Origin of the sequence: Paucibacter sediminis (assembly GCF_030254645.1) — a bacterium.
In the GTDB taxonomy this organism is placed as follows: Bacteria; Pseudomonadota; Gammaproteobacteria; order Burkholderiales; family Burkholderiaceae_C; genus Paucibacter_B; species Paucibacter_B sediminis.
The window spans coordinates 4,853,222-4,880,163 of sequence record NZ_CP116346.1 but is presented as its reverse complement, the minus strand read 5'-3'; the positions used below and the strand labels follow the sequence as shown (position 1 = coordinate 4,880,163).

Genomic DNA, 26,942 nt, shown 5'->3' with positions numbered 1-26,942 from the left:
GACCGCACCATGTACCAGCACATCAAGCGCCCCGAGCAGGGCAGCAAGATCACCGTCAACGCCGACATGTCGCTGACGGTGCCGGACGAACCCATCATCCCCTTCATCGAGGGTGACGGCACCGGCCTCGATATCACGCCGGTGATGCTCAAGGTGGTCGACGCGGCCGTGGCCAAGGCCTATGGCGGCAAGAAGAAGATCCACTGGATGGAGGTTTATGCCGGCGAGAAGTCGACCAAGGTCTACGGCCCCGATGTGTGGCTGCCGGCCGAGACACTCGAGGCCTTGCGCGAGTACGTGGTCTCCATCAAGGGGCCGCTGACCACGCCCGTGGGCGGCGGCATCCGCTCGCTGAACGTGGCGCTGCGCCAGGAACTCGACCTCTACGTCTGCCTGCGCCCGGTGCAGTACTTCAAGGGCGTGCCCTCGCCGCTGAAGGAGCCCGAGAAGACCAATATGGTGATCTTCCGTGAGAACTCGGAAGACATCTACGCCGGCATCGAGTTCGAGGCCGAGAGCGACAAGGCCAAGAAGCTGATCAAGTTCCTGCAGGACGAGATGGGCGTGAAGAAGATCCGCTTCCCGAACACCTCGGGCATCGGCGTCAAGCCGGTCTCGCGCGAAGGCACCGAGCGCTTGGTGCGCAAGGCTATCCAGTACGCGATCGACAACGACAAGCCCAGCGTGACCATCGTGCACAAGGGCAACATCATGAAGTACACCGAGGGTGGCTTCCGTGACTGGGCCTATGCCCTGGCGCAGAAGGAATTCGGTGCCGAACTGATCGACGGCGGCCCCTGGTGCCGGCTCGTGAATCCGAAGAGCGGCAAGCAGATCACCATCAAGGATTCGATCGCCGACGCCTTCCTGCAGCAGATCCTGCTGCGTCCGGCCGAATACTCGGTGGTGGCGACGCTGAACCTCAATGGTGACTACATCTCCGACGCGCTGGCCGCGCAGGTGGGTGGCATCGGCATCGCGCCCGGCGCCAATCTGTCGGACTCGGTGGCCTGCTTCGAGGCCACCCATGGCACCGCGCCCAAGTACGCCGGCAAGGACTATGTGAACCCCGGTTCCGAAATCCTTTCGGCCGAGATGATGTTGCGCCATATGGGCTGGTTCGAGGCCGCCGATCTGATCATCAGCGCGCTGGAGAAGTCCATCGCCAGCAAGAAGGTGACCTACGACTTCGCGCGCCTGATGGACGGCGCGACCCAGGTCTCCTGCTCCGGTTTCGGCCAGGTGATGATCGACCACATGTAAGCCACCGGCCGGGGCCCGAGCCCCGCGCTGGCAAGTAAAAAGGCCCGCTGCAGAGCGGGCCTTTGTCTTGCTGGCTGCCGCCGAATCCGGTACTTATGCGGCACCGCTCAGCGAGGCCTCCTGTTGCGCCGCGGCGGCGGCTTCCAGCGGGGTGATGTTCTGTGCCAGCTGCCCCTTGGGGCCTTGCACCAGCTCGTAGTTCACGCGGCCGCCCTGCTTGAGGGTGCGGAAGCCCTCCATCTGTATCGCCGAAAAATGGGCGAACACGTCTTCTCCGCCTTGCTCGGGTTCGATGAAGCCAAAACCCTTGGCATCGTTGAACCACTTGACAGTTCCTAGTGGCATTTCCTTCTCCATCCCGGTGTCTAACGCACCAGTCGCGGATTCTCTCCACTGTCTCCCAGATGTCAATTCAGGGCCTGCCCGGGGGTGCCAGAAGCAAGTGCCGAGAATTGCAGCACGGCCGGCGCCCAGTTCATCTCTTGTGTGCGCTGGACTTGTCGGAAGATGGACCGGCCCCATGTGGGGAGTTGCCCCTGTCTATAGAATCGGTTCATGCCTGATCTTCCCAACCAGCCTCCCACGCCACCTGGCCAGACGCCAGGTGCGGTGCCGGGGCGCGACGATGCAGACGGCACCACCATTCTGGAGCGGGTGCCGCAGAAGACCGAGCCCCCGCGCCTGTACCAGGTGCTGATGCTCAATGACGACTTCACCCCGATGGAATTCGTGGTGATGGTGCTGCAGGAATATTTCCGCCATGACCTGGATACGGCCACCCAGATCATGCTCAAAATCCATCACGATGGCCGAGGCGTTTGCGGTGTGTTCACCAAGGACGTGGCGGCCACCAAGGTCGAGTTGGTGCTGGCCGCCGCAAGGCGTGCCGGCCATCCTTTGCAGTGCATTATGGAGGCCGCATGATTGCGCAAGAGCTTGAAGTCAGCCTGCACATGGCGTTTGTCGAAGCGCGCCAGCAGCGCCACGAGTTCATCACCGTGGAGCATCTGCTGATGGCGTTGCTGGACAACCCGTCCGCGGCCGAGGTGCTGCGGGCCTGTTCGGCCAATATCGACGATCTGCGCAAGAGTCTGGCGCAGTTCATCAAGGACAACACGCCCACGGTGGGCGGCAGCGATGAGGTGGACACCCAGCCGACGCTGGGCTTCCAGCGCGTGATCCAGCGCGCCATCATGCATGTGCAATCCACCGGCAGCGGCAAGAAGGAAGTCACCGGCGCAAACGTGCTGGTGGCGATCTTCGGCGAGAAGGACTCGCACGCCGTCTACTACCTGCACCAGCAGGGCGTGACGCGGTTGGACGTGGTGAACTACATCGCCCACGGCATCAAGAAGAGCGAACCGCCCGAGCCGCCCAAGGGGCAGGAGGGTGGTGGTGGCGAGGCCGAGCGCGAAGAGACCGACGCCGGCGGCGGCGGAAAAGGTTCGCCGCTGGAGCAGTTCACGCAGAACCTCAACCAGCTCGCCAAGGACGGCAAGATCGATCCGCTGATCGGCCGCGAGCATGAGGTTGAGCGTGTGGTGCAGGTGCTGTGCCGCCGTCGCAAGAACAACCCGCTGCTGGTGGGCGAGGCCGGCGTGGGCAAGACCGCCATTGCCGAGGGCCTGGCCTGGCGCATCACCGAGGGCGATGTGCCCGACGTGCTGGGCGAGGCGGTGGTGTATTCGCTGGACATGGGCGCGCTGCTGGCCGGCACCAAGTACCGCGGCGATTTCGAGCAGCGCCTCAAGGCCGTGCTCAAGCAGCTCAAGGACCAGCCCAACGCCATCCTCTTCATCGATGAGATCCATACCCTGATCGGGGCGGGCGCCGCCTCGGGTGGCACGCTGGACGCCAGCAATCTGCTCAAGCCGGCCCTGTCGTCGGGTGCGATGAAGTGCATCGGCGCCACCACCTTCAACGAGTACCGCGGCATCTTCGAGAAGGATGCGGCGCTGTCGCGGCGCTTCCAGAAGGTGGACGTGGTGGAGCCCTCGGTGGAGCAGACCGTCGAGATCCTCAAGGGCCTGAAGTCGCGCTTCGAGGAGCACCACAGCGTCAAGTACGCGCTCGGCGCCCTGCAGGCCGCGGCCGAGCTCTCGGCCAAGTACATCAACGACCGCCACCTGCCCGACAAGGCCATCGACGTGATCGACGAGGCCGGTGCGGCGCAGCGCATCCTGCCTAAGAGCAAGCAGAAGAAGACCATCACGCGTGCCGAGGTGGAAGACATCGTCGCCAAGATCGCGCGCATCCCGCCGGCCTCGGTGTCCACCGATGACCGCGGCAAGCTCAAGAGCCTGGACCGCGACCTCAACAGCGTGGTGTTCGGCCAGGAGCCGGCCATCGACGCGCTCGCGGCCGCCATCAAGATGGCGCGCTCGGGCCTGGGCAAGCCCGACAAGCCGATCGGTTCCTTCCTGTTCTCCGGCCCCACCGGCGTGGGCAAGACCGAGGTGGCCAAGCAGCTCGCCTACATCCTGGGCATCGAGCTGATCCGCTTCGACATGTCGGAGTACATGGAGCGCCATGCGGTCAGCCGTCTGATCGGTGCGCCTCCGGGCTATGTGGGCTTTGACCAGGGCGGCCTGCTGACCGAGGCCGTCACCAAGAAGCCGCACGCGGTGCTGCTGCTCGACGAGATCGAGAAGGCGCATCCGGACGTCTTCAATGTGCTGCTGCAGGTGATGGACCATGGTTCGCTCACCGACAACAACGGGCGCAAGGCCGACTTCCGCAACATCATCATCATCATGACGACCAATGCGGGCGCCGAGACGATGAACAAGTCGACCATCGGGTTCACCAACTCGCGCGAACGCGGCGACGAGATGGGCGACATCAAGCGCCTGTTCACGCCCGAGTTCCGCAACCGCCTGGACGCCATCGTGTCCTTCCGCGCGCTGGATGAGGAAATCATCATGCGCGTGGTCGACAAGTTCCTGCTGCAACTGGAAAGCCAGCTGCAGGAGAAGAAGGTCGAGGTCACCTTCAGCGACAAGCTGCGCAAGCATCTGGCCAAGAAGGGCTTCGATCCGCTGATGGGCGCGCGCCCGATGCAGCGCCTGATCCAGGACACCATACGCCGCGCGCTGGCCGACGAGTTGCTGTTCGGCCGCCTGGTCGATGGCGGTCGCCTGAGCGTGGATGTGGACGATGCGGGCGAGGTGCTGCTGGACATCCAGCCGCTCAAGCGCAGCGACAACAAGCCCAAGGCCGAGCCGGCCACGACCAGCTGAGCTCGATCGCTCAGCCCGCCGCGGGATCCTGGCGGTAGAAACCGCCGAGCAGCCGGTACAAGGCTGGCTGCTCGGCGCGCAGCTCCTTGGGCGCCACGAAGAAGGCCTCGCTGGCGACGGCGAAGAATTCCTCGATCGCCTCTTCGCCATAGGGATCGATGAGGGTCGCTTCGCCGGCGTCGACGCGCTCGCAGAAGGCGTGCCATTCGGCCTCCAGCACCTGCAGCCACTGCGCACGCGCCGCCGCGCTGGCTTGTGGCGGCACGCCATCGGCGATGCCGTCGCGCATGTCCAGCACATGGGCGAATTCGTGGATCACCACGTTGTAGACGCTCTCGGCCGCCATCAGCTCGGCGGGGTCGGGCGCCAGTTCGCTCCAGGCCAGCATCAGCGGGCCGCCCTCCATGGCCTCGCCGGCCAGCACCTCGTCGTACTCGTGCACGACGCCATCCTCATCCATGAACTCGCGCGCGGCCACCACCTCGTGCGCATGCATGACGATGCCGACGAAGCCGTCGTACCAATCTAGCCCCAGGCGCAACACCGGCAGGCAGGCCTGGGCGGCCACGGCCAGGGCCACCTCGTCGCTGACCTCGAAACCGGCCACGCCGTGGAACTCCTTGCGGGCCAGGAACTGCGAGCAGAGCCGGCGCAGCTCGCCGAGCTCAGCGTCCGAGCGCGCCGCGATGAAGGGATAGCGGGCGAGGGTGAGCTGCCAGAGCGGCTCGGGGATCTGGCGCTCGCGGCGCGCGCGCCAGCGCTGCCACCAGGCGGCCAGCATCAGCCGAGGCCTAGGCCTTGGCGGCTGAGGCCGGCGGCCGTCAGGCGCAACGGGCCGCCGCGCGGCACGGCGTGCTCGCAGTCCCAGTCGGGCAGCACCCAGCGGCTCAGGCCCTCGCCCAGATCGTGCTCGGCGGGGCGGTGGGTGTGGCCGTGGATCAGCAGCGGCGCAGCCGCCTGGCGCAGCCAGGCGCGCGTTGCCTCGGCATCCAGATCGGCCCAGTTCTCGGGTTTCATGGCCTGTTGATTGGCCATGCTTTGCAGGCGCATCTGGCGCGCCTGCTCGCGCCGGCGCTCGACCGGCTGGGCCAGCATCTGCGCCTGCCAGGCAGGGTTGCGCGCCATCGCGCGGAACTGCTGATAGGGCTTGTCGTCCAGGCACAGCGCATCGCCGTGACTCAGCAGCCAGCGCCGGCCAAACGCCTCCAGCAGGCAGGGGTCCGCCAGCCGCTGGAAACCGGCGGCGGCGGCCATCTCGTCGCCGATCAGGAAGTCGCGGTTGCCGGCCATGAAGAACAGGGTCAGGTCTTGACTGACGGACTTCAGCAGCGCCGTGCACTCGGCCTCGAAGGCATCGTTGCGCGCGTCGTCGCCGATCCAGACCTCGAAGATGTCGCCCAGCAGGAACACCGCCTGGGCCGGCGTGCTGCGCAAGTAGCGCCGCAGCGCGGCCAGGGTCAGCGGGGTCTCGGGGGCGAGGTGCAGGTCGGAGATGAAGTCGATCGCCGTCCAGGCGGACGGCGCCTGCACCGAGCTCAGCGACTCAGGCAATCCGCTCACTCGATCACGACGGCACGCTCGATCACCACGTCTTCCAGCGGCACATCGTCGTGGAAGCCGGAGCGGCCGGTCTTGACCTTCTCGATCGCATCCACCACCTCGGTGCCGGCGACGACCTTGCCGAACACGGCATAGCCCCAGCCCGAGGGGCTCTCGGACTTGAAGTTGAGGAAGTCGTTCTTGGTGGTGTTGATGAAGAACTGGGCCGAGGCCGAGTGCGGCGCATTGGTGCGCGCCATCGCCAGGGTGTAGTGCTCGTTCTTCAGGCCGTTGTTGGCCTCGTTCTGGATCGGCGCCTCGGTGGGCTTTTGCTTCATGCCGGGTTCAAAGCCGCCGCCCTGCACCATGAAGCCCTTGATGACGCGGTGGAACACCGTGCCGTTGTAGTGGCCGCTGTTCACATAGCTCAGGAAGTTGGCCACGCTGATGGGGGCCTTGGCATCATCCAGCTCGATGCGGATCACGCCATGGTTGGTCTGCAGTTCTACGGTCTTGGTCATTTTTTGGACTCCACAATGGCCTTGGTGATGAGGACGGTCTTGGTGGGCAGGTTCTGGTGCACACCCTGGGGGCTGGTCGGGATGGACTTGATCTTGTCGACCACGTCCATGCCTTCGATGACCTGGCCGAACACCGCATAGCCCTTGCCGTCGCGGGCGTTGGCCGCGTCGAGGAAGGCGTTGTCGGCCACGTTGATGAAGAACTGGGCGGTGGCCGAGTTCGGGTCGGCGGTGCGGGCCATGGCCAGCGTGCCGCGCGTGTTGAGCAGGCCGTTGTTGCTCTCCAGCGGGATCGCCGGCTTGGTGGGCTTCTGCGCCAGCTTCACGGTGTAGCCGCCGGTCTGGATCATGAAGTTGTCGATCACCCGGTGGAAGATCACGCCGTTGTAGTGGCCGGCCTTCACATACTGCAGAAAGTTGGCCACGGTCTTGGGCGCCTTCTCGGCATCCAGCTGGACGCGGATATCGCCTTCGGTGGTGCTGAGCTTGACGGTCTGCGCACCGGCGGCAGCGCAGAGCAGGGCGGTGCTGAGGGCTAGGATCTTGCTGTTCATGGTTGCGGTTCGGAAGGGTGGATATTGTGGCTCAGCGGCCGGGCGCGAGCAGGCGCGCCAGTTCGCGGGTGCGGCTGAGCTTGAGTTCGAGGGCCGGGCGCGCGCTGACGCTGAGCTTCTGCGCGCGTTCATAGGCCTGCAGCGCAAGGCGCAGCAGCACATCGCCCAGGTTTTCCTGCGCCTGCACATGCTCGGGTTGCAGCGCGAGCGCCTGCTCCAGCGCGCGGCGCGCGCCTTCGAGCTCGCCACGCCCGGCGCGTATCACGGCCAGATTGTTGTAGGGGTCCGCCAGATCCGGGAAGTCCTGGGTCAGCCCCAGCAGCAGGGCCTCGGCGGCATCCGCGCGGCCGGACTCCATCTGCATCACCGCCAGCGCAAAGCGCAGGCGCGCGTCCTGCGGTGACTCGCTCAGCGCGGTCTGCACGCTCAGCAGGGCCTGCTCGCGCTTGCCGGCCAGCCAATCGGCCTGGGCCTGCTCCAGCACGCCGGCCTGGGCGACGCCCGCCAGCAGGGTGCTCAGCAGCAGGGCCAGGCCCAGCGCTCGGGTTCGTTGACGGTACATGGGGATTCGGATGTTGGGGCGCAGCGGGTGCCGAGGGCGCTCGTCTGAGGGCCGGCCCTCATGCCTCAGCAGAAGTCGAGCCGGTATACTTCGGGCCATTCTAGAGTGCCTGATCGCTGCCTGGCGCCGGTCAACCGCCCGTGCCACCACCGGCATGATCAGTGGGGCGCGCAGCAGCCTATCTCGCATCCAAGCCCAGCCCCATCCATGACTCTGCGCATCTACAACTCGCTCACCCGTGCGGTCGAGCCCTTTGCTCCCATCGAACCCGGTCATGTGCGCATGTATGTCTGCGGCATGACGATTTACGACCTCTGCCATGTGGGCCATGCCCGCATGATGATGGCCTTCGATGTGGCGCAGCGCTGGCTCAAGGCTTCGGGCTACCGCGTGACCTATGTGCGCAACATCACCGACATCGAGGACAAGATCATCAAGCGCGCGGTGGAGCGCGGCATCAGCATCCGCGAGCTCACCGACGAGATGATCGCCGCGATGCACCGCGATATTGGTGCCCTGGGCGTGGAGCGCCCCACGCACGAGCCGCGTGCCACCGACTATGTGGGCCAGATGCTGGACCTGATCGGCACGCTGGAAGGCAAGGGCCTGGCCTACCGCGCCAGCAACGGTGATGTGAACTATGCGGTGCGCAAGTTCCCCGGCTACGGCAAGCTCAGCGGCAAGTCGCTGGACGATCTGCGTGCGGGCGAGCGTGTGGCCGTGGACGATGGCAAGCTGGACCCGCTGGACTTCGTGCTGTGGAAGTCGGCCAAGGAGAGCGAGCCCGACGACGCCAAATGGGCCAGCGGCTACGGCCCCGGCCGCCCCGGCTGGCATATCGAATGCTCGGCGATGAGCTGCGCCCTGCTGGGCGAGCGCTTCGACATCCATGGCGGCGGCATGGACCTGCAGTTCCCGCACCATGAGAACGAGATCGCCCAGAGCGAGGGCGCGCTGGGCCATCCCTTTGTCAACGTCTGGATGCACAACGGCTTCCTCAACGTCGACAACGAGAAGATGTCCAAGTCCCTGGGCAACTTCTTCACCATCCAGGACGTGCTCAAGCGCTACGACGGCGAGACGCTGCGCTACTTCATGCTGCGCACCCATTACCGCAGCCCCTTCAACTTCAGCGATGTGAACCTGGACGACGCGCGCGCCGCGCTGCGCCGCCTCTACACCGCGCTGGATGGCATCGAGGTGCCTGACGCCGCGATCGACTGGGCGCAGCCGCAGGCCGCCGCCTTCAAGGCCGCGATGGACGATGACTTCAATACGCCGGGCGCCGTCTCGGTGCTGTTCGAGCTGGCCAATGCGGTGAACCGCAGCCGCTCGGGCGCCGACGCGGCCCTGCTGAGGGGCCTGGGCGCGACGCTGGGCATCCTGCAGCAGGCGCCGCGCCAGTACCTGCAGGCCGGCAGCGGCCTGGACGAGTCCGCCATCCGGGCGCAGATCGACGCCCGTGCGGCCGCCAAGGCCGCGCGCCAGTTCGCCGAGGCGGATCGCATCCGCGCCGAGCTGCTGGCCCAGGGCATCGTGTTGCAGGATTCCCCCAGCGGCACCACCTGGATGAAGGCCTGATGGGGCGCGCGCCGGCCGCCGGGGTGACCCCGGACTATTGGGACGAGGCTTGCCGCCATCTGAGCAAGCGCGACCGCGTGATGAAGAAGCTGATCCCGCAGTTCGGCGAGGCGCGGCTGCAGAGCAAGGGCGATGCCTTCACCACGCTGGCACGCTCCATCGTCGGCCAGCAGATCTCGGTGAAGGCCGCCCAATCGGTGTGGGACAAGTTCTGCGCCCTGATGAGCGGCCCGAGCCACAAGGTGCCGCCGCAGGCGGTGCTGGCGCTCACCGTGGAGCTGCAGCGCGGCGCCGGCCTGTCGGCGCGCAAGGTGGAATACCTGCGCGATCTGGCCGAAAGCTTCGAGGCCGGCCGCGTACATGTGAAGCAATGGACGCAGATGGACGACGAAGCCATCATCGACGAGCTGGTGGCGATCCGCGGCATCGGCCGCTGGACGGCCGAGATGTTCCTCATCTTCCACCTCATGCGCCCGAACGTGATGCCCCTGGACGACCTCGGTCTGCTCAAGGGCATCAGCCAGAACTACTTCTCCGGCGAACCGGTGTCGCGTGCCGAGGCGCGCGAGGTGGGTGAGGCCTGGGCCCCCTACCGCTCGGTAGCCACATGGTACATTTGGCGCAGTTTGGATCCGCTGCCGGTGGACTACTGAGCCCGTCAGGCGCCCTCGCATCGTGGCCTATCAGGCCTGCATTGCTGGTGTCGAGGCCATATCATCACTGAGAGAGACCCACGCAGGATGAGCAAGAAACACTTCCTCGAATTCGAGCAGCCCATTGCCGAGCTCGAAACCAAGATTGAAGAGCTGCGCTACGTGCAAAGCGAGTCGGCCGTCGACATCTCCGAAGAGATCGACCGCCTCTCCAAGAAGAGCCAGCAGCTCACCAAGGACATCTACTCCAGCGTGGCCCCATGGCAGACCTACCAGGTCGCCCGCCATCCGCAGCGCCCGCAGACGCTGGACTACTGCGCCGACATCTTCACCGAGTTCCAGGAACTGCACGGCGATCGCCATTTCGCGGATGACGCGGCCATCGTCGGCGGCATTGCCCGCTTCAATGGCCAGGCCTGCATGGTGATCGGCCATCAGCGCGGTGCGGACGCCAAGGAGCGCGCGTTGCGCAACTTCGGCATGCCGCGCCCCGAGGGCTATCGCAAGGCCCTGCGCCTGATGAAGCTGGCCGAGAAGTTCGGCCTGCCGGTGTTCACCTTCATCGACACCATGGGTGCCTATCCCGGCATCGGTGCCGAGGAGCGCGGCCAGTCCGAAGCCATCGGTCGCAACATCTTCGAGATGGCGCAGCTGGAAGTGCCCATCATCGCCACCGTGATCGGCGAGGGCGGCTCGGGCGGCGCCCTGGCCATCGGTGTGGCCGATCAGGTGCTGATGCTGCAGTTCTCGGCCTATTCGGTGATCTCGCCGGAAGGCTGTGCCTCGATCCTGTGGAAGACCTCGGAGCGTGCCCCCGAGGCCGCCGATGCGCTGGGCATCACCGCGCACCGCTTGAAGGCCATGGGCCTGATCGACAAGATCGTCAATGAGCCGGTGGGTGGCGCGCACCGCGACAACAAGCAGATGGCCTCCAACCTGAAGCGCGCGCTCTCCGACGCGCTGCGCCAGGTCAGCGATCTGAAGACCAAGGAACTGCTGGAACGCCGCTACGAGCGTCTGCAGGCCTATGGACGTTTCAGCGACACCAAGAACCGCTGACCCAGCCCGCCGCGTCGCCGTCGCCTACAGCGGCGGCCGCGATTCCACCGCCTTGCTGCACGCCACGGCCGCCCAGGCCCGGGCTCTGGGCTTGCATGTCTGCGCCCTGCATGTGCACCATGGGCTGAGCCCGCAGGCCGACGCCTGGCTGGCGCATGGCCAGCGGCAATGCGCGGACTGGGCTGCGGCCGGCCTGCCTATCAGTTTCCATGCGCGGCGCCTGAGCGGCGCGCCCGCGCCCGGGCAAAGCATCGAGGCCTGGGCCCGTGGCGGGCGTTACCAGGCCCTGGCCGAGATGGCGGCGACGCAGGCTTGCGGCCTGCTGCTGCTGGCCCACCATCGCCGCGACCAGGCCGAGACCTGGTTGCTGCAGGCCCTGCGCGGTGCCGGCAGCGCCGGGCTGGCGGGTATGCCGCGCGCGCAGGCGCGCGCCGGCCTTGTCTGGGCACGGCCCTGGCTGGACCATCCCCGTAGCGCTATCGAGGCCTATGTGGCGGCCCATGGCCTGGCGCATGTCGAGGACGAGAGCAACCAGGATCCGCGTTATGCGCGCAACCGCATCCGCTTGCAGCTGTGGGAGGGCCTGAGCGAGGCCTTTCCGCAGGCCGAGGCCAGCCTGGCCCAGGCCGCGGCCTGGGCGCAGCAGGCCCTGAGCCTGCAGCAGGAGATCGCCGCCGAGGACCTGCCCCGTTGGACCGACGCAGAGGGACTGCAGCAAGCCGCGCTTGGCGTTCTCTCGGCCGCGCGTGCCAGCAATCTGCTGCGCGCCTGGTTGCTGCAGTGCCTGGGCCGGGCCGCGCCCGCCAGCCTGGTACAGCGCCTGCTGGATGAGCTGCCGACGGCCCGCACGGGCTATTGGCCGGTGCCGGGCGGGCGCTTGCAGCTCTACCGCGGCCGCCTGAGCCTGCAGCCGCTCGGGCCGGCCACCGTGGTGGCGGCACCGGAGGCGCTGGAGGCACTGGATTTGAGCCGACCCGGGCAATATCGGAGCGCGCAATGGGGTGGGTATTGGCTGGTGCAGGCGGTGGCGCAGGGCGGCGTTGCGCCAAGCACTCTGGCCGCGCTGAGCGCGCGTGCACGCCAGGGCGGCGAGCAATTCCTTTCTCATCCGCAAAGGGTGGCTCGCAGTCTCAAGAAGGCTTGGCAGGCGGCCGGCGTGCCCGCGTCGGCGCGTCACGGGCCCTTGCTCTATGCGGGCGCGCAATTGCTGCATGTGCCGGGCCTGGGGCTGGATGCGCGCTGCTGGGCCGAGCCCGGTCAGCCCCAGCTCAGCATCAGCTGGCATGCTGATTAGGCTGCTCGCTGAAGCTCGCTGTAACCCGCATGAACAGGGGTTTGCTGCGATGCAACAGCTAGAATCCACGGCTGCGACCGCGGCGCACCCCGAGCTTTCCGAACCCACCGCGCATGCAACAAGACATCCCATGGCTTTGATCGTTCACAAGTACGGCGGCACCTCGATGGGCTCGACCGACCGTATCCGCAACGTGGCCAAGCGCGTCGCCAAATGGGCGCGTGCCGGTCACCAGATGGTGGTGGTGCCTTCGGCGATGAGCGGCGAGACGAATCGCCTGCTGGGCCTGGCCAAGGAGCTGTCGCCCGCCTCCACCAGCCCCGAGCTGATGCGCGAGCTGGACATGATCGCCTCCACCGGCGAACAGGTGTCGGTGGGTCTGCTGGCCATCGCGCTGCAGGCCGAAGGCCTGGAGGCGGTCAGCTACACCGGCTGGCAAGTCCCGGTCTCCACCGATTCCTCCTACACCAAGGCCCGCATCGAGAGCATTGACGACAGCCGCGTGCGCACCGACCTGGCCGCTGGCAAGGTGGTGGTGATTGCGGGCTTCCAGGGCATCGACGAGGACATGAACATCACCACCCTGGGGCGCGGTGGTTCGGACACGTCCGCGGTGGCGATCGCCGCCGCGATGAAGGCCGACGAGTGCCTGATCTACACCGATGTGGATGGCGTCTACACGACCGATCCGCGCATCGTGCCCGAGGCGCGCCGCCTGCACACCATCAGCTTCGAAGAGATGCTGGAGATGGCCTCGCTGGGTTCCAAGATCCTGCAGATCCGCTCGGTGGAATTTGCCGGCAAGTACCGCGTGCCGCTGCGCGTGCTCTCCAGCTTCACGCCCTGGGACATCGATATCAACGAGGAAGCCAAGTCCGGCACCCTTATCAGTTTTGAAGAGGACGAAAAAATGGAACAAGCCGTCGTGTCGGGCATCGCCTTCAACCGTGACGAAGCCAAGGTGACCTTGCTGGGCGTGCCCGACAAGCCCGGCATCGCCTTCCAGATCCTGGGCCCGGTGGCGGACGCCAATATCGACATCGACGTCATCATCCAGAACGTCTCGCAGGACGGCAAGACCGACTTCTCCTTCACCGTGCATCGCAACGACTATGCGCGCACCATGGAGCTGCTGGAGAAGACCGTGGGCCCGGCCACCCATGCCGCCAAGGTGATGGGCGACCCGAAGATCTGCAAGGTCTCGATCGTTGGCATCGGCATGCGTTCGCATGTGGGCGTGGCCTCCAAGATGTTCCGCTCGCTCAGCGAAGAGGGCATCAACATCCAGATGATCTCCACCAGCGAGATCAAGACCAGCGTGGTGATCGACGAGAAGTACATGGAGCTGGCGGTGCGTGCCCTGCACAAGGCCTTCGATCTCGACCAGGAAGTCGCCTAAGAAAATCCGTCGAAAGATGGAGTTTCGCTTGAGCAGCCAAAAACTACTGCTATACTGCGAGGCTCTGCTGGAGTCGTGACCGAGTGGCCGAAGGTGCTCCCCTGCTAAGGGAGTATGTGGGCAAAACCTGCATCGAGAGTTCGAATCTCTCCGACTCCGCCAACAGTATGCAAACCCCCGTGGCGCAAGCCACGGGGGTTTTGTTGTTTCTGGGCCTATGGGGTCAGGGCTTGCGTCGGGCCGCTGCTGGATTCGCTCAGCCCAGGCCCAACAGCTGCCACTGCGCTTGCAGCGTCAGACCATCGGCATCGCGTAACGCCGCCTCGCGCAGCAAGGCCAGCGTGGCCGCCGCATCGGCACGACCATGGACCTGCGCGGCCGCCTGCATCAAGCTGTTGAAGCGGCTATGGCCGCGCACTTGCGTGTCGCTGTAACCCTTGACCAAGCGCTGACAGCGCAGCAGTTCCACTGCCACGTCCGGATTCGATGGCAGGGCTTGCTCCACGCTTGCCAGCCAGCGTTGCAGATGAGCCTGGACCTCCGCATGACGGCGCGTGCCGCGCCGCCAGCGGCGCAGGCTGGCCAGTAGTCGCAACTGCAGGTGACCCCAGAGTCTCTGGCTCTGGATACGCCGGCCGCGATCCAGGCGCGGCGCCAGCCAGGCCTTGAGCCAGCGCGTGCGGTCCAACCAGTCGGCGAGGCCGCGCGGCAGCGTGGCCAGTGCTTCCTCCAGGCGCGGATGGAAATACTCTTCCGCGCCCACGATGGCGTCGGGTACAGCGCTGGCCTCGCCGCCGATCTCCCGGCGCAGCCGCGCACTGCGCTCGCCGCGGCACTTGAGCTCGGCCACGCGTATGACATCGTCATAACTCATGGCCACGGCAATCCAGCGTGCCGCTTCGATGCTCAGCATGTGCGCGGGGTCGCTGCGGCCCCGCGCGCTCAGTCGCCCCACGCGGTCCAAGTATTCCTGGCCATAGGCGATGTCCTGCCAGTCCACCACGCGCGCCAACCCCTCGCCCAGCCAGGGCCAGGCAGGGGGCGGAAACTCGCGGCGGATGCGTTCCAGCAGCGCCTGCAGGGCCGGCGCGGCCGCCTGCTGCGGCAATGGACGCGGCGCGGTCTGCATCGGCTCGGCAGCTGGCCGTGGTGCCGGGCCGGCTTCGCGCGCCAGCCTGGCGGCGGCGCGCAGTGCCGCCAGGCTGGGCTGCACGCCCACGCCACTGCGCTGCACCACGGCCTCGAAGTCGTCCTGCGTGAATGGCAGCCTGCCGCAACCCGCCAATGCGCCGAACAGGCTGGCCGAGATCACGCTGCCCTGCTGCTGGGCCAGGGCCTGCATATCGGCGATGACGCTTCGGCAGGCTTGGCTCTGCACATGGGCCAGCACGGCGGCGCCGTCGGCCACGCCATTGCCCGGCACCATCTTTTCCTGCACCGCATAGGCGCGATGGCTGCTGGCGATCAGCGTGGTGCGATCGGGTGTCACCAGGCCGCGCTCGACGGCACGGCCGGCCTCCATCAGCTCGGCAGCAATAAGGACGTCCACCTCGCCAGGCACCGGCATCAGTGCCAGCACCGGCCGCCGTCCCGGCGTGGGCGAGACCAGCTCGATGTAGTAGATGGTGGCGCCGGTACGCTGCGCCACACCGGCCACCGACGTGGCCTGCGCGGTCCAGCCGGCATGCTCGGCCAGTTCGACGATCCAGTCCACCAGCACACCGCCACCCTGTCCACCCAGGGCCAGCACGGCGAGGTGGATGCGTTGGGGTTTTGTTGCGCTCATGCCTCAAGTTCCTCCAGCGGGTAGAGCGCGCGTGCGGCGCGGGCGCGCCACTGGCGTGCCTGCAGCCAGCGCAGCAGACGCCGCGAGGCATGGGCGCGCCATCGTTCAATGACCCCGGGGTTCTGCACCTGATGCACCTTGTAGAAGGAGGGGCAGAGCACGGCGGCATCGGCCACCTCGCCGCAGTGGCCGCAGGCCACGCAATGTTCGTCGACATGGGCCACGGGGTCGGGCTTGAGCGCGTCGCCGCTGGGCGCCAGCGTCAGGCTGGGGCAGCCGGAGATGCGCATGCAGGCATGGTCACCTGAGCAGACGGCAGCATCCACGCCGAAGCGCTCTTTCAGCATCCGCTGTCCGGCCTGCAAGGCGGCTTTGCGCCGGGGCTTCTCGCGGCGCTCGCGGTTCAGCATGCACTCGCTCTGCGCAATGATGACCTTGGGCCCCTTGAAGGAGGTGGTGAGTGCTTCCCGCAGGGTGGCACGCATGGTGCTGACGTCGTAGGTGTGCGTCAGCGTGCGCACCCATTCAACGCCCACACCGCGCACCGACTGCTCGATCGGGTGCAGCGTGGAGCGTTGGGGATGCGGGCTGCGCGACGAGGGCAGGTCCTGCCCGCCGGTGGCCGAGGTGTAGTTGTTGTCGACGATCACGAACACGTTGTCATGACGGTTGAAGACCGCGTGGGCAATGCCCGAGGTCAGGCCGTTGTGCCAGAAGCCGCCGTCCCCCATGAAGGCGATGGCGCGCCGTGCGGCGCCCAGCTGTGGTCCGGCGGCAAAGGCCGAGGCGCTGGCCGCACCCAGGCCATAGCCCATGGTGGTGGCGCCCAGATTGAAGGGCGGCAGGATGGAGAACAGATGGCAGCCGATATCGGCCGACACATGGTGCGCACCGATCTGCTGCTCGACCAGCTTGAGCGACGAGAAGATGGGCCGCTCCGGACAGCCCACGCACAGGCCGGGCGGGCGGGGCGGCAGGCTTGGTACGGCGGAGGCGGGCCTGGACAGGGCGACGGGCTGAGGCTTGGCAAACGCGGCCGGATGGTACTGCTGCACAAAACCGTGCAGGCCCTGGCGCAATGCGGCAACGGTGTAGTCGCCGCCCTTGGGCAGCAGATCCTTGCCATGCACCGCGCAGGCCAGGCCGCCGCGGCGCAGGATGGCGTGGATATGTTGCTCGTGATAGTCGGGCTGGCCTTCTTCCACCACCAGCACCGCGCGCTTGCCGCTGCAAAAGCGCAGCACCTCGTCCTCCAGCAGCGGGTAAGCCACATTCAGGATGTACAGCGGCACGCGGCTGGCGCCGAACAGCTCCGCCAGATCCAGCAGTTCCAGCGCGCGCAGCGTGTTGTTGTAGAGCCCGCCCAGCATGATGATGCCCATGTGTTCCAGCTCGCCGGGTACGAACTCGTTGAGCTCATGCTCGCGGATGTACTGCAGCGCCGCGGGCCAGCGCTGCTCCAGTTTTTCGCGCTCGTGCAGGAAGGACGCGGGCGGCAGCACGATGCGGTCGGGATCACGGCGCGGCTGCTCCAGGGCTTGCTTCAGGCTGAAGGCCGGGCGGCGGTTCTCGCGCGTGGTGAAGTGGCCGCGCAGATGGCAGGAGCGTATGCGCAGTTCCAGCATCACCGGCGTGTGGCTGGCTTCCGAGAGCGCGAAGCCGTCGTGCACTGCCTTGACGATGGCCGGCAGATTGGGGCGCGGGTCCAGCAGCCAGAGCTGCGACTTCATCGCGAAGGCATGGCTGCGCTCCTGCATGATGGAGCTGCCCTCGCCATAGTCCTCGCCGACGATGATCAGCGCGCCGCCGGTGACGCCGCCCGAGGCCAGATTGGCCAGCGCGTCGCTGGCCACATTGGTACCCACGGTGGACTTCCAGGTGACGGCGCCGCGCACGGGGTAGTTCACCGAGGCGGCCAGGGCCGCTGCGGCCGTCGCCTCGCTGGCGGCGGGCTCGAAATACACGCCCAGCTCCTGCAGGATGGGCTGGGCGTCGGCCAGTACATCCATCAGGTGCGAGATCGGCGAGCCCTGGTAGCCGGTCACATAGCCCACGCCGGCCTCCAGCAGCGCCTTGGTGACGGCCAGGATGCCTTCACCATAGAACTCGCTGCCGGCCGGCACCCGCAGCTGCTGGACTTCGCGCGCAAAGGAACGTTCTGCCATGGGATCCGCTCAGAACGGCAGGCTGGCCTTGACGAACAGCTGCCTGCCCTCGGGGCGGTTGCGCACGCTGAACTCCTGTTGCAGCTTGAGCGTCAGCAGCGTGCCCTTGCCGTCGAAGTAGCGCAGCGAGGGGCCGATGGCGACGGCGCGGGCCTTGCCTGGCGCGGCGGCCGGGCCGCTGTCGCTGCTGGTTTGCAGGAACACATGGCCGCCCACGCCCGCTGCCCAGCCGTTGCCGAAGCCCCAGCCCAGGGCGTAGTCGGCATGCAGGGCGCGCCCCGAGGTGGTCTGGGTGGCCGTGTTCCTGCGGTTGAGGTCCAGCATGAGCTTGGCGTCGGCGTTGAAGCCGGCCGGGTCGATCTGGCTGATGGCCAGGATAGGTTGGATGCTCCAGTAGTTCTTGCCCAGGCTGGACGGGTCGCTGCTGCTGTAGCGGCCGGTGGGGGCCACGACGTCGACGGCTGCCACATAGTGCAGGCTGGGCGAGGCATGAAAGCCCAGTGCCGGACCGAAGCTGATGTCGCCCAGGCCCGTGCTGCTCCAGCTGGCGCCGGCCGCTTTGAACTTCACGTTCAGCAGGGGCAACACGGCGTGCCAGGCCAGATCGCCACCCAGCAGCTTTTCCTTGGTGACCCAGATGAGGCGCGGCGCCAGCACCGCCACGTCCACCCCGAAGTCGGGAATCGCGATCTGATGGCCCGCGTTGTCGCGCACCTTGTCGTACTTCAGCAGGCCGCCGTAGAGCAGGGCGTGGACGCCCGGGGGCGGCAGTGCGCCGGAGAGATAGTTTTCCAGGCCGTCCGGGTAGACGCCCAGGCCACCGCCTTCGGTGGCATGGGCGCTGGCGCACAGCAGGGCCAGGCTCAGGGCACTGATCAGTCGGGAATAGGTGTTCATGCGGGTCTCCAGGAAGAATGCGTCAGGGCAGCAGCGCCAGTACGCGCAGCGGCGAGCCGGAGCCGTTCTTGATCTTGAGCGGCGCGGCAATCACCAGCGCGCCGGTCGGCGGCAAGCGGTCGAGATTGGTGAGGCACTGCAGGCCGAAGCGGTTCGCCCCGTGCATCAGCGTGTGGCAGGGGTAGGGCATGGGCCAGGCATAGGACTGGCCGGCGTCGGTGTTGATGGTCTCCACGCCAAAGCCGCGCACGCCGCGCGCCACCAGCCACTCCACGGCCGCCTGGGTAGGGCCGGGCGTGTGGGCGCCGTCCTCGCGCAGGTTCACGAAGGCGGCCGGGTCGCTGATGCGCTTGCTCCAGTCGGTGCGCAGCAGCAGCCAGGCACCGGCCGGGATGCGGCCGTATTGCGACTCCCAGGTCTGCAGAAAGTCCACCGTCAGCAGCCAGTCCGGGTTGGCTGCCACCTCGCGGCTGGCGTCCACCACGCAGGCCGGGCCGATGAACTGGCGTGTGTCAATCGTGTCCACGCTGTTGTTCGGATGATCCTTGCCGGTGATCCAGTGCACCGGCGCATCGAAATGCGTGCCCGTGTGCTCGCCGCAGGAGAAGTTGTTCCAGTACCAGCCGGGGCCTTGCTCGTCGTACTGGCAGATGCGTTCCTGCTTGAAGGCCCAGACCTGACCGAACTGCGGCGGCAGCACCAGGGCAGGGAAGTCGCTTGAAAGGGTCTGGGTCAGATCGACGATGCGCAGCGCGCCGCTGGCGAGGTCTTGCGCGAACTGAGTGAGTGAGTGGCTCATGCTTGTCTCCTTGCTTGTTCGTTTTGATCAGACGGCGCCGAGGCTCTGGGCGACGTGGAAGCCCGAGCCACCGCCGAGACCGGGGCCGGGGTGGGTGGAGGCGCCGATATGCCAGAGATGCTTGACGGGCGTTGCGTGGTTGCGCGTGGCGCGCAGCGGCCGCCACAGAAAGCTCTGGTCCAGGCTGCAGTCGCCGCCATAGGGATCGCCGCCGACCAGGTTCATGTTCAGCCGCTCCAGATCGGCCGGCGAGAGCACGGCGCGGCCGATGATGCTGGCGCGCAGATTCGGCACGTGGCGGGCAATCCGGGCGATTGCGCGATCGGCGTAGGCCTCGCGCAGCGCTGGCGTCCAGCCCTGGCCGGCCTGCAGCGGGATCTCACCGGCGGCGTCGCCCAGCGGTTCGCGCGGGCATTCGGGCAACTGCACCCAGAGGATGTGCCGGCCCGCCGGCGCGCGGCTGGGATCCAGTGCGGTGGGCTGGGCCACGCAGATGGTGGGGTCGGCCGGCAGCAGGCCGCGCTCGGCCTCGTTGACGGCGCGCGACACCGCCGCCGCGCCGCCACTCAGATGGAGATAGGCCACGCGGCCCAGCGCCGCGTCCGGCCATTGCGGGGCCTCCGACAGCGCCAGATGGATCTGCAGATTGCCCTTGCCGTAGCGCCACTGCTGGGCCTGGCGGCGCAGCGCAGCTGGCAGCAGCGCCGGGTCGAGCAGGCGGCCGTAGAGCTGGGTGGGCGTCACATTGCAGATCACCTCGCCGGCGCGCAACTCGCGTCCATCGGCCAGGCGCACGCCCACCGCGCGGCCGCGCTGCACCAGCACACGCTCGACGTCGGCGCCGGTTTCCAGCTCGCCGCCGGCCTCACGGATCAGGCGCTCGAAGGCCAGGACGGTGTTGGCATTGCCGCCTTGCACCATGGGCATGCCGACGGCTTCCAGCGTGAAGGCCACCACCTGCGCCATCAGCGCCGAGAGCGGCGCGTCCGGCCCCAGTCCGCAGTGCAGCACCCAGGGCGCGAGCAGGGCGGCCGCCAGCTCGGAGCCGAACTGCTGCGCCAGCCAGGGGCGGGCCGGCACCAGGGCCTGGCCGAAAAAGTCGCTCAGCGCCCGGCTGCCCTGCTTCCAGGCGATGCCGGCCAGCGTCTTGCCGGTGGCATAACGCCAGAGCTCATTGCCCAGCAGCGAGAACAGCAGCGGTGCCTGCGCACCGATTTCGCCCATGGCGGCGGCGAAGGCCGCGCCGTCGCCGGCGCAGGCCGCCTCGAGGCGCGCCAGATTGGCATCGCGCGAGGTCGAGAGCACCAGGCTCCGGCCATCCGGCAAGAGCACGCCGGTGGGGCTGTCGGTGTTGCAGTACTGCATGCCGGCGGCATGCAGGGCCTGGCCCAGCCGGGCGTAGGCAGGGCCCACCATGAACAGCGGATGGGCGGTGGACAGGGTGTCGTGCCGAAAGCCCGGCAAGGTCAGCTCGTCGGTGCGTATGCAGCCGCCCAGCACCGTTTCGCGTTCCAGCACAAGGACCTTGCGGCCGCTGCGTGCCAGCAGCGCGGCGCAGACCAGCGAGTTGATGCCGCTGCCGACGATCAGCGCGTCCACGCTGGCAGCCTTGCTCATGCTTCCTCCAGCCGTGCAAAGGCGCCGGCGTGGAACACCAGCGGCGTGCCCTGCTGGGCCGCATGCTGCACGATGCGGCCGATGAACAGGGTGTGGTCGCCGGTCTCGATGGCGTCGCGGCCGGCACAGACGAACCAGGCCAGGCTGCCCCTGATCAGCGGTGCCAGCGCGGCCGCCTCCTTGGCCTCTTCGTGCAACGCCACGCCCTCAAACTTGTCGGGCAGCGCCGGGTTGGCGAATCGCATGGCCAGCTCGTGCTGACCATGCGCCAGCACATTGATGGCGAAGTGCGAGGCGCTGCGGAAGGCACGCAGGTTGGGCGAGCGGTTCGCGAGGCTCCACAGCAGCAGCGGCGGCTCCAGTGATAGCGAGGCAAAGGAGTTCACCGTCAGGCCGACCGGGCGCCCGTCCGGCGCGCGGGTGGTGACCACGGTGACGCCGGTCGGGTAGCAGCCCAGCGTGCGGCGCAGTTGGCGCGCCGCGTCGTCGATCACGGCCGTGGCCGGCTGCTGCGTCGCCACAGCCGTCATGCCGCGGCTCCTGCCAGGCTGCCCGCAGAGCTTGCTGCCATATGCCGCGCGACCAGGGCCTGGCACTCGGCCGCATCGGTCCACCAGGGGAAATAGTTGGGCGGATGGTTGAAGTTGTTGGCGATCTCGCTGGCCAGGCTGGGGCACTGACCGGCCGCGCCCAGCAAGTTCAGGATGTGCTCGGGCGGCGGCGTCAGCAAGCTATTGGTCCAGCGCACCACATGCTGGGCGTAGTCCCAGAAGCGCTCGAAGCTGGCGTTCATCCAGGCCTCGTCAAAGGCGCCGTCGCCGCGCGCCAGGATGCTGCTGTGCGCCACCTTGAAGGCCTTGGTCGCGTTGTTGGAGCCCTGTCCGGTGATGGGGTCGTTGACGCAGACCGCGTCGCCCAGGCCCATCACGATGCGGCCGGAGGGCAGGCGCCCGACCGGGCGGCGTATGGTGGGCGCGAAGCGGCCGGCCAGGATGCCCATGTCATCCGTCAGTTCCACATGGCGGCAGCGCTCGGCTTCCCAGGGCAAGAAGGTCTCCAGGATGGAGAGGCTTTGCTGCAGATGCTGCTCGGGGGTCTTGACCCCGGCCCAGCAATCCATGGCGCCGCCGGGCACCCCCTCGAACACCATGATCTCGCAGGGGCCGCTGGTGGTGAGGGCCGGAAAGACGAAGTACTCGCCCACGCCGGGGATGAGGTTGAAGCACACGCGCGAGAACGGCGTGCGTGGCGTCATGCCCTTCACATAGCTCAGGGCCAGCGCGCGCATCGGCTGGTCGAAGGCGCTGCGCAGGGGGTCGCTTTCGAACAGCCTGACGATCTCGCCCTTGCCGGCCGAGACCACGGTCAGCTCGTTGCGCTCGGCCAGCTCTTCCAGATCGGCGATACCGGCGTCCTTGAGCACCAGCTTGCCGCCGCGCTGCACGAACAGGTCCATCCAGCCCGGCATCTTGATGCGCTGATCCACCGCCTGCGCATAGCGTGTCAAAGGCGCGGCCCAGTCGATCAGCTTGGCGCCGGCTTGCCCAGGGTGGGGCACGGTCAGGCCGATGCCCTGCACGGGCGGGCACAGATGCTCCCATTGGTTGAGACCGAAGTCGCGTTCGATCTGCAGCGAGGCATCGAACATGCACTGGCTGGACATTACCCGACCGGCGCGTATGTCGTCGGGGCTGCGGTTCGTCAGCAAGGTGACCTCGTCGCCGCGGGCTTGCAGGGCGATGGCGAGGGGCAGGCCGGACTGGCCGGCGCCGACGATGGCGATTTTTCTTGCGCTCATGCTGCTTGTCTCCTGTGGTTGTCGGTACGGCGGGCTGCCATCAGTCCATCAGCCTGGGGATGGCCGGCAGGTTCTGCTCCGGGCCCATGGCCGAGTAGCCACCGTCCACCGCGTAGTCGGCGCCGGTGACGAAGCTGGCGTGCTCGGAGCACAGAAACGCCACCACCTCGGCCACCTCGGCCGGGTCGGCGACGCGGCCCAGCAGGTGGTAGGGCGCGGCCACGCGGTCGGTCTTGGCGCGGTCGCCGCCGCTCAGCTCGTTCATCAGGCGGCACCAGGTCCAGCCCGGCGACACCGAGTTCACGCGGATGCGGTCGGCCGCCAGGTCCATCGCCATATTGCGGGTCAGCTGCACCAGCGCGGCCTTGCTGACCGGGTAGAGCCAGCGGCCGGTCTGGGCCACCTTGGATGAGATGCTGGTGAAGTTGACGATGGCGCCGCCGCCACGCTGCTTCATGGATTCGTGCACCGCACGTGTGGCCATCACCGCGCTGACCACGTTGACATCCAGCGCGGCCTGCCATTCGGCGCGTGGCGACGCCAGGCCGTTGTCCAGATAGCTGCAAGCCAGATTCACCAGCAGGTCCACGCCGCCGAACTTTTGCTGCACGGCGGCCACGCACTCGGCCAACTGGCTGTCGTTCGTGATGTCGCAGGCGAGCGCCAGGCGCTGCTCGGGGGCCAGCGCCGCGACGCGCTCGGCGCCGGCGGCGTCGATGTCAAGCACCGCTACCTTGGCGCCATAGGCGCTCAGCCGTTCGACCACGGCGGCACCTATCAAGGTGGCGCCGCCGGTGACAAGGGCCACTTTTCCGGACAATCCCTGCATCGTTCTCTCCTGTTGAGCGATGCCCGGATGGTCCGGCGCGAGGTGTGGCGCGCACTATCCGGGCGGCGCAGGCTTTATCCGTTCAGCGCAAGAAAGCGCAGCGGCACTGAGGTTGCTCATCTGGCGTTGCCGCGGCCGACTCATTACATTGAGCTGTGTCATGAGCCCATTCACCCCCTCCGCATCAAGCCCAGCCTGCGCGCCGCCCGGCTCGGCCGCGCAGGCCTTGGCGCAAGCCTGGCAGGGGGCACAGCGACGCCGTACGCTGTTCACCACCAGCGACCGCGATTGCGCGCAGGCCACGGTGGCCCGGGTGTTCCGCCCGCACCGGCTGGAGCCCGAGCGCGGTGCCAGGCTGGTAGCGCAGATGCAGCACCTGGACGCCGGCCTGCTGGGTATCAGCCAGCTCAGCTACGGCGCAGGCGTGGATATCCAGCCGGGACCGCTGGAACGCTTCTATCTGCTGCAGCTGCCCATCGTCGGCTCGGCACGCATCGCTACCGCGGGCCAGGAATTCCGCTCCGACCCCGGCTGCGCCAGCCTGGTCTCGCCGGGCGCCGACCTGCGCATGCACTGGGATGCGAGCAATGTCCAGCTCTGCGTTCGCATCGAGGCCGAGGTGCTGCGCCGCTTTGTCGCGGCCTGGACGGGGCGCGCCGTGATGCAGCTGCCACAGTTCCAGCCGCAGCTGCATCTGGACGAGCAGCCGTTGCTGCAGGACCTGTTGCTGACGCTGATCCAGGTGGCCGATCACGGCGCGTTGGCCGAGCTGCCATCGGCGCAGCTGCAGTACCGGCTGCTGGCCCTGCTGCTGGGCAGCCTGCCGCACGATGCCAGCGAGTTGCTGGGGGGCAGTTGTCCGCCGGTGGCGCCGCGCAGCGTGCGCCTGGTGGAGGAGTACCTGCTGGCGCATTGCGCCGAGCCGCTGACGCCGGAGCGACTGGCGGCACTGGCGGGGGTGAGCGTGCGCAGCCTCTTCCTGGGCTTCCAGCGCTACCGTGGCGTCAGCCCCATGCGCATGCTGCGCGAGGTGCGGCTGCGCAAGGTGCGTGCCGAGCTGCTCAACGCCGCCTCGGGTACGCGCATCACCGATCTAGCCTTGCGCTGGGGCTTCTGCCACCTGGGCCGCTTCGGCCAGGACTATCAGCGCGTGTTCGGTGAGTCCCCCAGCCAGACGCTGCGCGCAACCGCCGCCTGAGCTTGGGCCGTCAGGCCTTGCGCCAGGCCCTTGCCAGGGTCTGCACGGCGCTCTGGATCTGGGCTTCCGGCACCGGCGCGAAGCCGAGCACCAGGCCGGCCAGCTGGCTCGCCGCGGGCACGGCACCGATCTGCCGCAACGCGCCCAGCTCGATGCCCTGCTGCTCGGCCAGGCGCAGATAGAGCGCCTCCTGCGCCGGGCTCTCCAGCGGTAGCAGGGCATGCAGGCCGGCGGCCACCGGGCGCAGCGGCAAGGCCTGGCCAAAGGCGCGCTGCCAGCTCTCCAGCAGGGCGTCGCGCCGCGTCAGTGCCGCGCGGCGCACGCGTCGCACATGGCGCAGGAAATGACCCTGCTCGATGAAATCGGCCAGCACATGTTGATCGGCAATGCCGGAGTGGCGGTCCAGCACCGCACGCAAGCGCGCCAGCGTTTCGGCCCAGCCCGGCGGCGCCAGCAGATAGCCCAGGCGCAGGCCGGGGAACAGCAGCTTGGAGAAGGTGCCCACATAGAGCGTGCGGCCGCTCGCGTCCAGCGCGGCCAGCGGTGCCAGCGGCACGCCGGTGTAGCGGTACTCGCCGTCGTAGTCGTCCTCGATCACGAAGGCGTCGTGGCGGCGCGCCCAGTCCAGCAGTTCGAGCCGGCGCGCCGGCGTCATCGTGACCCCGCTGGGGAACTGGTGCGAGGGCGTCACGTAGACCAGCCGGCAGGGCCCCAGCGCCTCCAGCGCGCCCACCCGCAGCCCCTGCTCGTCCAGCGGCACGCGCAGCACTTGGTTGCCCAGCAGGCCCAGCGCCGCCGCGGCGGCGCGGTAGCCCGGGCTCTCGGTGGCGACGCGGTCGCCCGCGCGCAGCAGCGCCAGCGCCGCCAGGCTGATGGCCTGCTGCGAGCCGGTGGTGATGATCACCTGCTCGGGCTCGCAGTTCAGGCCGCGCGCATGGCTGAGATAGTCGGCCACCTGGCGGCGCAGCCGGGGCAGCCCGGCCGGGTCCGAGTAGCCCAGCGCGCGGCTGGCGGGATGGCGCCAGAAGCGGGCATGCAGGCGCGACCAGACCTCGGCCGGGAACAGATCCAGCGCCGGCATGCCATAGCGGAAGGCGCGCGCCGGCCCCTCGGGCATGCGCGCGGGCTGGTAGGCCTGCAGGCGCTGCCACAGCGGGCCGTCCGGCATGCGCAGCGGCTCGGCAGCCTTGGGTGCATGGGCCGAAGCGCCGTGCAGTTCGCTGACATAGCTGCCGTCGCCGGTGCGGCCCTTGATATAGCCTTCGTCCAGCAATTGCTCGTAGACGCGCACGACGGTGTTGCGCGAGAGCCCCAGCGCGCCGGCGAGGGCGCGCGTGGTGGGCAGGCGCGCGCCCGCCGCCAGCTGCCCGCTCAGGATGCGCGCCTTGAGCTGCGCATGCAGTTGCGGCACCAGCGGCTGGCCGCGATCCACCGACATGCCGGCCGGATCCAGGGCCAGCGTACCCTTGGGCATTGGTACCTCCATATTGCAGGAAGTTGGAACTTTCATCGTACCAAGCGCCTGGCTACAGTGGTGCATCAACTTTCAAGGAGCAGGGCCGCGATGTACAACCCGCCGCAATTCCGCATGCAGGACCTGGCGCTGGCGCGCCAGCTCATCGCCGAGCATCCGCTGGCCCTGCTGATCGGCCCGGACGCCGACGGGCACAGCTTTGCCTCGCATCTGCCGCTGAGCTGGGGAGCAGACGCCGCGGGTGGCTGGTGGCTGGAGGGCCATATGGCGCGCGCCAATCCCCAGCATGCCTGGCTGGCGGCGCAGCCGGAGCTGCTGGTGGTATTCAGCGGGCCCGGCGGCTATGTGTCGCCGCGCCTGTACGACACCCAGCTGAGCGTGCCGACCTGGAACTACCTGGCGCTGCATGTGCGCGGCCGGCTGGAGCTGGTGGACGAGCCGCTCGCCAAGGATCGCCTGCTCAAGCGCCTGATCGCCCAGCACGAGCCGGAATATGCGGCGCAGTGGATGGGGTTGCCGGAGGATTTCCAGCACAAGCTGCTGGCCGCCATCGTGGGTTTTCGCATCCATGTCCGGAGCTGGGAGGCCAAGGCCAAGCTGAGCCAGAACCGCGCCGCCGGCGAGCGCGCGCGGCTGCGCGAGCACTATGCCCGCGAGGGCGACAACGGTGCGCAGCTGCTGCGCTGGATGGACCGGCTGGGCATTTGAGGGGCAT

At 67.8% G+C, this 26,942-nt stretch carries 25 protein-coding genes and 1 tRNA gene; 11 read left to right on the top strand and 15 right to left on the bottom strand.

Going from position 1 to position 26,942, the window contains the following annotated elements; genetic code table 11:
- Positions 1-9 precede the first annotated feature (9 nt).
- Positions 10-1,263, top strand: a complete 1,254-nt coding sequence (icd, locus tag PFX98_RS22645; RefSeq protein ID WP_285232741.1) for an NADP-dependent isocitrate dehydrogenase — start codon at positions 10-12, stop codon at positions 1,261-1,263.
- A 93-nt stretch (positions 1,264-1,356) separates the two neighbouring features.
- Here icd and PFX98_RS22640 read toward each other — a convergent pair whose 3' ends face one another.
- The gene (locus PFX98_RS22640) at positions 1,357-1,608 is read right to left on the bottom strand and encodes a cold-shock protein (RefSeq protein ID WP_285232740.1); all 252 of its coding nucleotides are present in this window, start codon (positions 1,606-1,608) and stop codon (positions 1,357-1,359) included.
- A gap of 210 nt (positions 1,609-1,818) precedes the next feature.
- Here PFX98_RS22640 and clpS point away from each other — a divergent pair, with 210 nt between their 5' ends.
- Together clpS and clpA are read left to right on the top strand one after the other, a co-directional pair.
- On the top strand, positions 1,819-2,187 hold the full coding sequence (gene clpS, locus PFX98_RS22635; protein WP_285232739.1) for an ATP-dependent Clp protease adapter ClpS: 369 nt from the start codon (positions 1,819-1,821) through the stop codon (positions 2,185-2,187).
- Positions 2,184-4,502, top strand: a complete 2,319-nt coding sequence (gene clpA / locus PFX98_RS22630; protein WP_285232738.1) for an ATP-dependent Clp protease ATP-binding subunit ClpA — start codon at positions 2,184-2,186, stop codon at positions 4,500-4,502. The genes clpS and clpA overlap by 4 nt, the downstream gene beginning before the upstream one ends.
- 10 nt (positions 4,503-4,512) lie before the next feature.
- Here clpA and PFX98_RS22625 read toward each other — a convergent pair whose 3' ends face one another.
- Genes PFX98_RS22625 through PFX98_RS22605 form a run of 5 tightly spaced genes read right to left on the bottom strand, consistent with a single transcriptional unit; the run spans position 4,513 to position 7,678 of the window.
- A complete protein-coding gene (locus PFX98_RS22625) occupies positions 4,513-5,283 on the bottom strand; it encodes a M90 family metallopeptidase (protein WP_285232737.1) in 771 nt (256 codons plus the stop codon).
- Positions 5,283-6,062 (bottom strand): UDP-2,3-diacylglucosamine diphosphatase, encoded by a 780-nt coding sequence (locus tag PFX98_RS22620; RefSeq protein ID WP_342399165.1) that lies wholly within the window; start codon positions 6,060-6,062, stop codon positions 5,283-5,285. The genes PFX98_RS22625 and PFX98_RS22620 overlap by 1 nt, the downstream gene beginning before the upstream one ends.
- Positions 6,059-6,562, bottom strand: coding sequence for a peptidylprolyl isomerase (locus tag PFX98_RS22615; protein ID WP_285232735.1), 504 nt, complete (start codon positions 6,560-6,562; stop codon positions 6,059-6,061). Before PFX98_RS22615 ends, PFX98_RS22620 begins: the two co-directional genes overlap by 4 nt.
- Complete coding sequence (locus PFX98_RS22610; RefSeq protein ID WP_285232734.1) at positions 6,559-7,116, bottom strand: peptidylprolyl isomerase; 558 nt, start codon at positions 7,114-7,116, stop codon at positions 6,559-6,561. Before PFX98_RS22610 ends, PFX98_RS22615 begins: the two co-directional genes overlap by 4 nt.
- 31 nt (positions 7,117-7,147) lie before the next feature.
- A complete protein-coding gene (locus tag PFX98_RS22605) occupies positions 7,148-7,678 on the bottom strand; it encodes a tetratricopeptide repeat protein (protein ID WP_285232733.1) in 531 nt (176 codons plus the stop codon).
- Positions 7,679-7,885: 207 nt separating this feature from the next.
- Between PFX98_RS22605 and cysS the strand changes: the two genes are divergently transcribed.
- From cysS to PFX98_RS22575, 6 genes are all read left to right on the top strand, one after another.
- Complete coding sequence (gene cysS / locus PFX98_RS22600; protein WP_285232732.1) at positions 7,886-9,259, top strand: cysteine--tRNA ligase; 1,374 nt, start codon at positions 7,886-7,888, stop codon at positions 9,257-9,259.
- The gene (locus PFX98_RS22595; RefSeq protein WP_285232731.1) at positions 9,259-9,912 is read left to right on the top strand and encodes a DNA-3-methyladenine glycosylase family protein; all 654 of its coding nucleotides are present in this window, start codon (positions 9,259-9,261) and stop codon (positions 9,910-9,912) included. The genes cysS and PFX98_RS22595 overlap by 1 nt, the downstream gene beginning before the upstream one ends.
- An 87-nt stretch (positions 9,913-9,999) precedes the next feature.
- Positions 10,000-10,971 (top strand): acetyl-CoA carboxylase carboxyltransferase subunit alpha, encoded by a 972-nt coding sequence (locus tag PFX98_RS22590; protein WP_285232730.1) that lies wholly within the window; start codon positions 10,000-10,002, stop codon positions 10,969-10,971.
- 52 nt (positions 10,972-11,023) lie between these two features.
- The gene (tilS, locus tag PFX98_RS22585; protein ID WP_285232729.1) at positions 11,024-12,265 is read left to right on the top strand and encodes a tRNA lysidine(34) synthetase TilS; all 1,242 of its coding nucleotides are present in this window, start codon (positions 11,024-11,026) and stop codon (positions 12,263-12,265) included.
- A gap of 130 nt (positions 12,266-12,395) precedes the next feature.
- Positions 12,396-13,664 carry an aspartate kinase gene (locus PFX98_RS22580; protein ID WP_285232728.1) on the top strand — a complete coding sequence of 423 codons (1,269 nt, stop codon included), beginning with the start codon at positions 12,396-12,398 and terminating at the stop codon, positions 13,662-13,664.
- A 69-nt stretch (positions 13,665-13,733) separates the two neighbouring features.
- Positions 13,734-13,826: transfer RNA gene (locus PFX98_RS22575), tRNA-Ser, on the top strand.
- Positions 13,827-13,920: 94 nt separating this feature from the next.
- Here PFX98_RS22575 and PFX98_RS22570 read toward each other — a convergent pair.
- Genes PFX98_RS22570 through PFX98_RS22535 form a run of 8 tightly spaced genes read right to left on the bottom strand, consistent with a single transcriptional unit; the run spans position 13,921 to position 23,555 of the window.
- Positions 13,921-15,450: an indolepyruvate oxidoreductase subunit beta family protein gene (locus tag PFX98_RS22570; protein ID WP_285232727.1), complete on the bottom strand. Its 1,530-nt coding sequence runs from the start codon at positions 15,448-15,450 to the stop codon at positions 13,921-13,923.
- The gene (locus PFX98_RS22565) at positions 15,447-17,615 is read right to left on the bottom strand and encodes a thiamine pyrophosphate-dependent enzyme (protein WP_285232726.1); all 2,169 of its coding nucleotides are present in this window, start codon (positions 17,613-17,615) and stop codon (positions 15,447-15,449) included. Before PFX98_RS22565 ends, PFX98_RS22570 begins: the two co-directional genes overlap by 4 nt.
- Before the next feature lie 9 nt (positions 17,616-17,624).
- Complete coding sequence (locus PFX98_RS22560; protein ID WP_285232725.1) at positions 17,625-18,512, bottom strand: SphA family protein; 888 nt, start codon at positions 18,510-18,512, stop codon at positions 17,625-17,627.
- 22 nt (positions 18,513-18,534) lie between these two features.
- Positions 18,535-19,311: a cyclase family protein gene (locus PFX98_RS22555; protein ID WP_285232724.1), complete on the bottom strand. Its 777-nt coding sequence runs from the start codon at positions 19,309-19,311 to the stop codon at positions 18,535-18,537.
- A gap of 27 nt (positions 19,312-19,338) precedes the next feature.
- Positions 19,339-20,928, bottom strand: a complete 1,590-nt coding sequence (locus tag PFX98_RS22550) for a phytoene desaturase family protein (protein ID WP_285232723.1) — start codon at positions 20,926-20,928, stop codon at positions 19,339-19,341.
- Entirely contained in the window at positions 20,925-21,458 is a 534-nt protein-coding gene (locus PFX98_RS22545; protein WP_285232722.1) for a flavin reductase family protein, read from the bottom strand. Before PFX98_RS22545 ends, PFX98_RS22550 begins: the two co-directional genes overlap by 4 nt.
- The gene (locus PFX98_RS22540; RefSeq protein ID WP_285232721.1) at positions 21,455-22,726 is read right to left on the bottom strand and encodes a styrene monooxygenase/indole monooxygenase family protein; all 1,272 of its coding nucleotides are present in this window, start codon (positions 22,724-22,726) and stop codon (positions 21,455-21,457) included. The genes PFX98_RS22545 and PFX98_RS22540 overlap by 4 nt, the downstream gene beginning before the upstream one ends.
- 40 nt (positions 22,727-22,766) lie before the next feature.
- Positions 22,767-23,555, bottom strand: a complete 789-nt coding sequence (locus PFX98_RS22535) for an SDR family oxidoreductase (protein WP_285232720.1) — start codon at positions 23,553-23,555, stop codon at positions 22,767-22,769.
- 160 nt (positions 23,556-23,715) lie between these two features.
- On the opposite strand from PFX98_RS22535, the gene PFX98_RS22530 reads away from it, so the two are divergent.
- The gene (locus tag PFX98_RS22530; protein ID WP_285232719.1) at positions 23,716-24,753 is read left to right on the top strand and encodes an AraC family transcriptional regulator; all 1,038 of its coding nucleotides are present in this window, start codon (positions 23,716-23,718) and stop codon (positions 24,751-24,753) included.
- 10 nt (positions 24,754-24,763) lie between these two features.
- Here PFX98_RS22530 and pdxR read toward each other — a convergent pair whose 3' ends face one another.
- The gene (pdxR, locus tag PFX98_RS22525; RefSeq protein WP_285232718.1) at positions 24,764-26,227 is read right to left on the bottom strand and encodes a MocR-like pyridoxine biosynthesis transcription factor PdxR; all 1,464 of its coding nucleotides are present in this window, start codon (positions 26,225-26,227) and stop codon (positions 24,764-24,766) included.
- 90 nt (positions 26,228-26,317) lie between these two features.
- Here pdxR and PFX98_RS22520 point away from each other — a divergent pair, with 90 nt between their 5' ends.
- Positions 26,318-26,935, top strand: a complete 618-nt coding sequence (locus PFX98_RS22520) for an FMN-binding negative transcriptional regulator (RefSeq protein WP_285232717.1) — start codon at positions 26,318-26,320, stop codon at positions 26,933-26,935.
- The last annotated feature ends 7 nt before the right edge of the window (positions 26,936-26,942 follow it).

What these genes read in the sequence shown, in the direction of transcription:
- cysS (WP_285232732.1), top strand. Translation starts at nt 7,886, where the DNA reads ATGACTCTGCGCATCTACAACTCGCTCACCCGTGCGGTCGAGCCCTTT.
- PFX98_RS22545 (WP_285232722.1), bottom strand. Translation starts at nt 21,458, where the DNA reads ATGACGGCTGTGGCGACGCAGCAGCCGGCCACGGCCGTGATCGACGAC.
- PFX98_RS22580 (WP_285232728.1), top strand. Translation starts at nt 12,396, where the DNA reads ATGGCTTTGATCGTTCACAAGTACGGCGGCACCTCGATGGGCTCGACC.
- PFX98_RS22550 (WP_285232723.1), bottom strand. Translation starts at nt 20,928, where the DNA reads ATGAGCAAGGCTGCCAGCGTGGACGCGCTGATCGTCGGCAGCGGCATC.
- PFX98_RS22640 (WP_285232740.1), bottom strand. Translation starts at nt 1,608, where the DNA reads ATGCCACTAGGAACTGTCAAGTGGTTCAACGATGCCAAGGGTTTTGGC.
- PFX98_RS22610 (WP_285232734.1), bottom strand. Translation starts at nt 7,116, where the DNA reads ATGAACAGCAAGATCCTAGCCCTCAGCACCGCCCTGCTCTGCGCTGCC.
- PFX98_RS22555 (WP_285232724.1), bottom strand. Translation starts at nt 19,311, where the DNA reads ATGAGCCACTCACTCACTCAGTTCGCGCAAGACCTCGCCAGCGGCGCG.
- PFX98_RS22535 (WP_285232720.1), bottom strand. Translation starts at nt 23,555, where the DNA reads ATGCAGGGATTGTCCGGAAAAGTGGCCCTTGTCACCGGCGGCGCCACC.
- PFX98_RS22540 (WP_285232721.1), bottom strand. Translation starts at nt 22,726, where the DNA reads ATGAGCGCAAGAAAAATCGCCATCGTCGGCGCCGGCCAGTCCGGCCTG.
- PFX98_RS22570 (WP_285232727.1), bottom strand. Translation starts at nt 15,450, where the DNA reads ATGAGCGCAACAAAACCCCAACGCATCCACCTCGCCGTGCTGGCCCTG.
- PFX98_RS22605 (WP_285232733.1), bottom strand. Translation starts at nt 7,678, where the DNA reads ATGTACCGTCAACGAACCCGAGCGCTGGGCCTGGCCCTGCTGCTGAGC.
- PFX98_RS22520 (WP_285232717.1), top strand. Translation starts at nt 26,318, where the DNA reads ATGTACAACCCGCCGCAATTCCGCATGCAGGACCTGGCGCTGGCGCGC.
- PFX98_RS22590 (WP_285232730.1), top strand. Translation starts at nt 10,000, where the DNA reads ATGAGCAAGAAACACTTCCTCGAATTCGAGCAGCCCATTGCCGAGCTC.
- clpA (WP_285232738.1), top strand. Translation starts at nt 2,184, where the DNA reads ATGATTGCGCAAGAGCTTGAAGTCAGCCTGCACATGGCGTTTGTCGAA.
- PFX98_RS22595 (WP_285232731.1), top strand. Translation starts at nt 9,259, where the DNA reads ATGGGGCGCGCGCCGGCCGCCGGGGTGACCCCGGACTATTGGGACGAG.
- PFX98_RS22530 (WP_285232719.1), top strand. Translation starts at nt 23,716, where the DNA reads ATGAGCCCATTCACCCCCTCCGCATCAAGCCCAGCCTGCGCGCCGCCC.
- PFX98_RS22560 (WP_285232725.1), bottom strand. Translation starts at nt 18,512, where the DNA reads ATGAACACCTATTCCCGACTGATCAGTGCCCTGAGCCTGGCCCTGCTG.
- icd (WP_285232741.1), top strand. Translation starts at nt 10, where the DNA reads ATGTACCAGCACATCAAGCGCCCCGAGCAGGGCAGCAAGATCACCGTC.
- PFX98_RS22625 (WP_285232737.1), bottom strand. Translation starts at nt 5,283, where the DNA reads ATGCTGGCCGCCTGGTGGCAGCGCTGGCGCGCGCGCCGCGAGCGCCAG.
- pdxR (WP_285232718.1), bottom strand. Translation starts at nt 26,227, where the DNA reads ATGCCCAAGGGTACGCTGGCCCTGGATCCGGCCGGCATGTCGGTGGAT.
- PFX98_RS22565 (WP_285232726.1), bottom strand. Translation starts at nt 17,615, where the DNA reads ATGGCAGAACGTTCCTTTGCGCGCGAAGTCCAGCAGCTGCGGGTGCCG.
- clpS (WP_285232739.1), top strand. Translation starts at nt 1,819, where the DNA reads ATGCCTGATCTTCCCAACCAGCCTCCCACGCCACCTGGCCAGACGCCA.
- PFX98_RS22615 (WP_285232735.1), bottom strand. Translation starts at nt 6,562, where the DNA reads ATGACCAAGACCGTAGAACTGCAGACCAACCATGGCGTGATCCGCATC.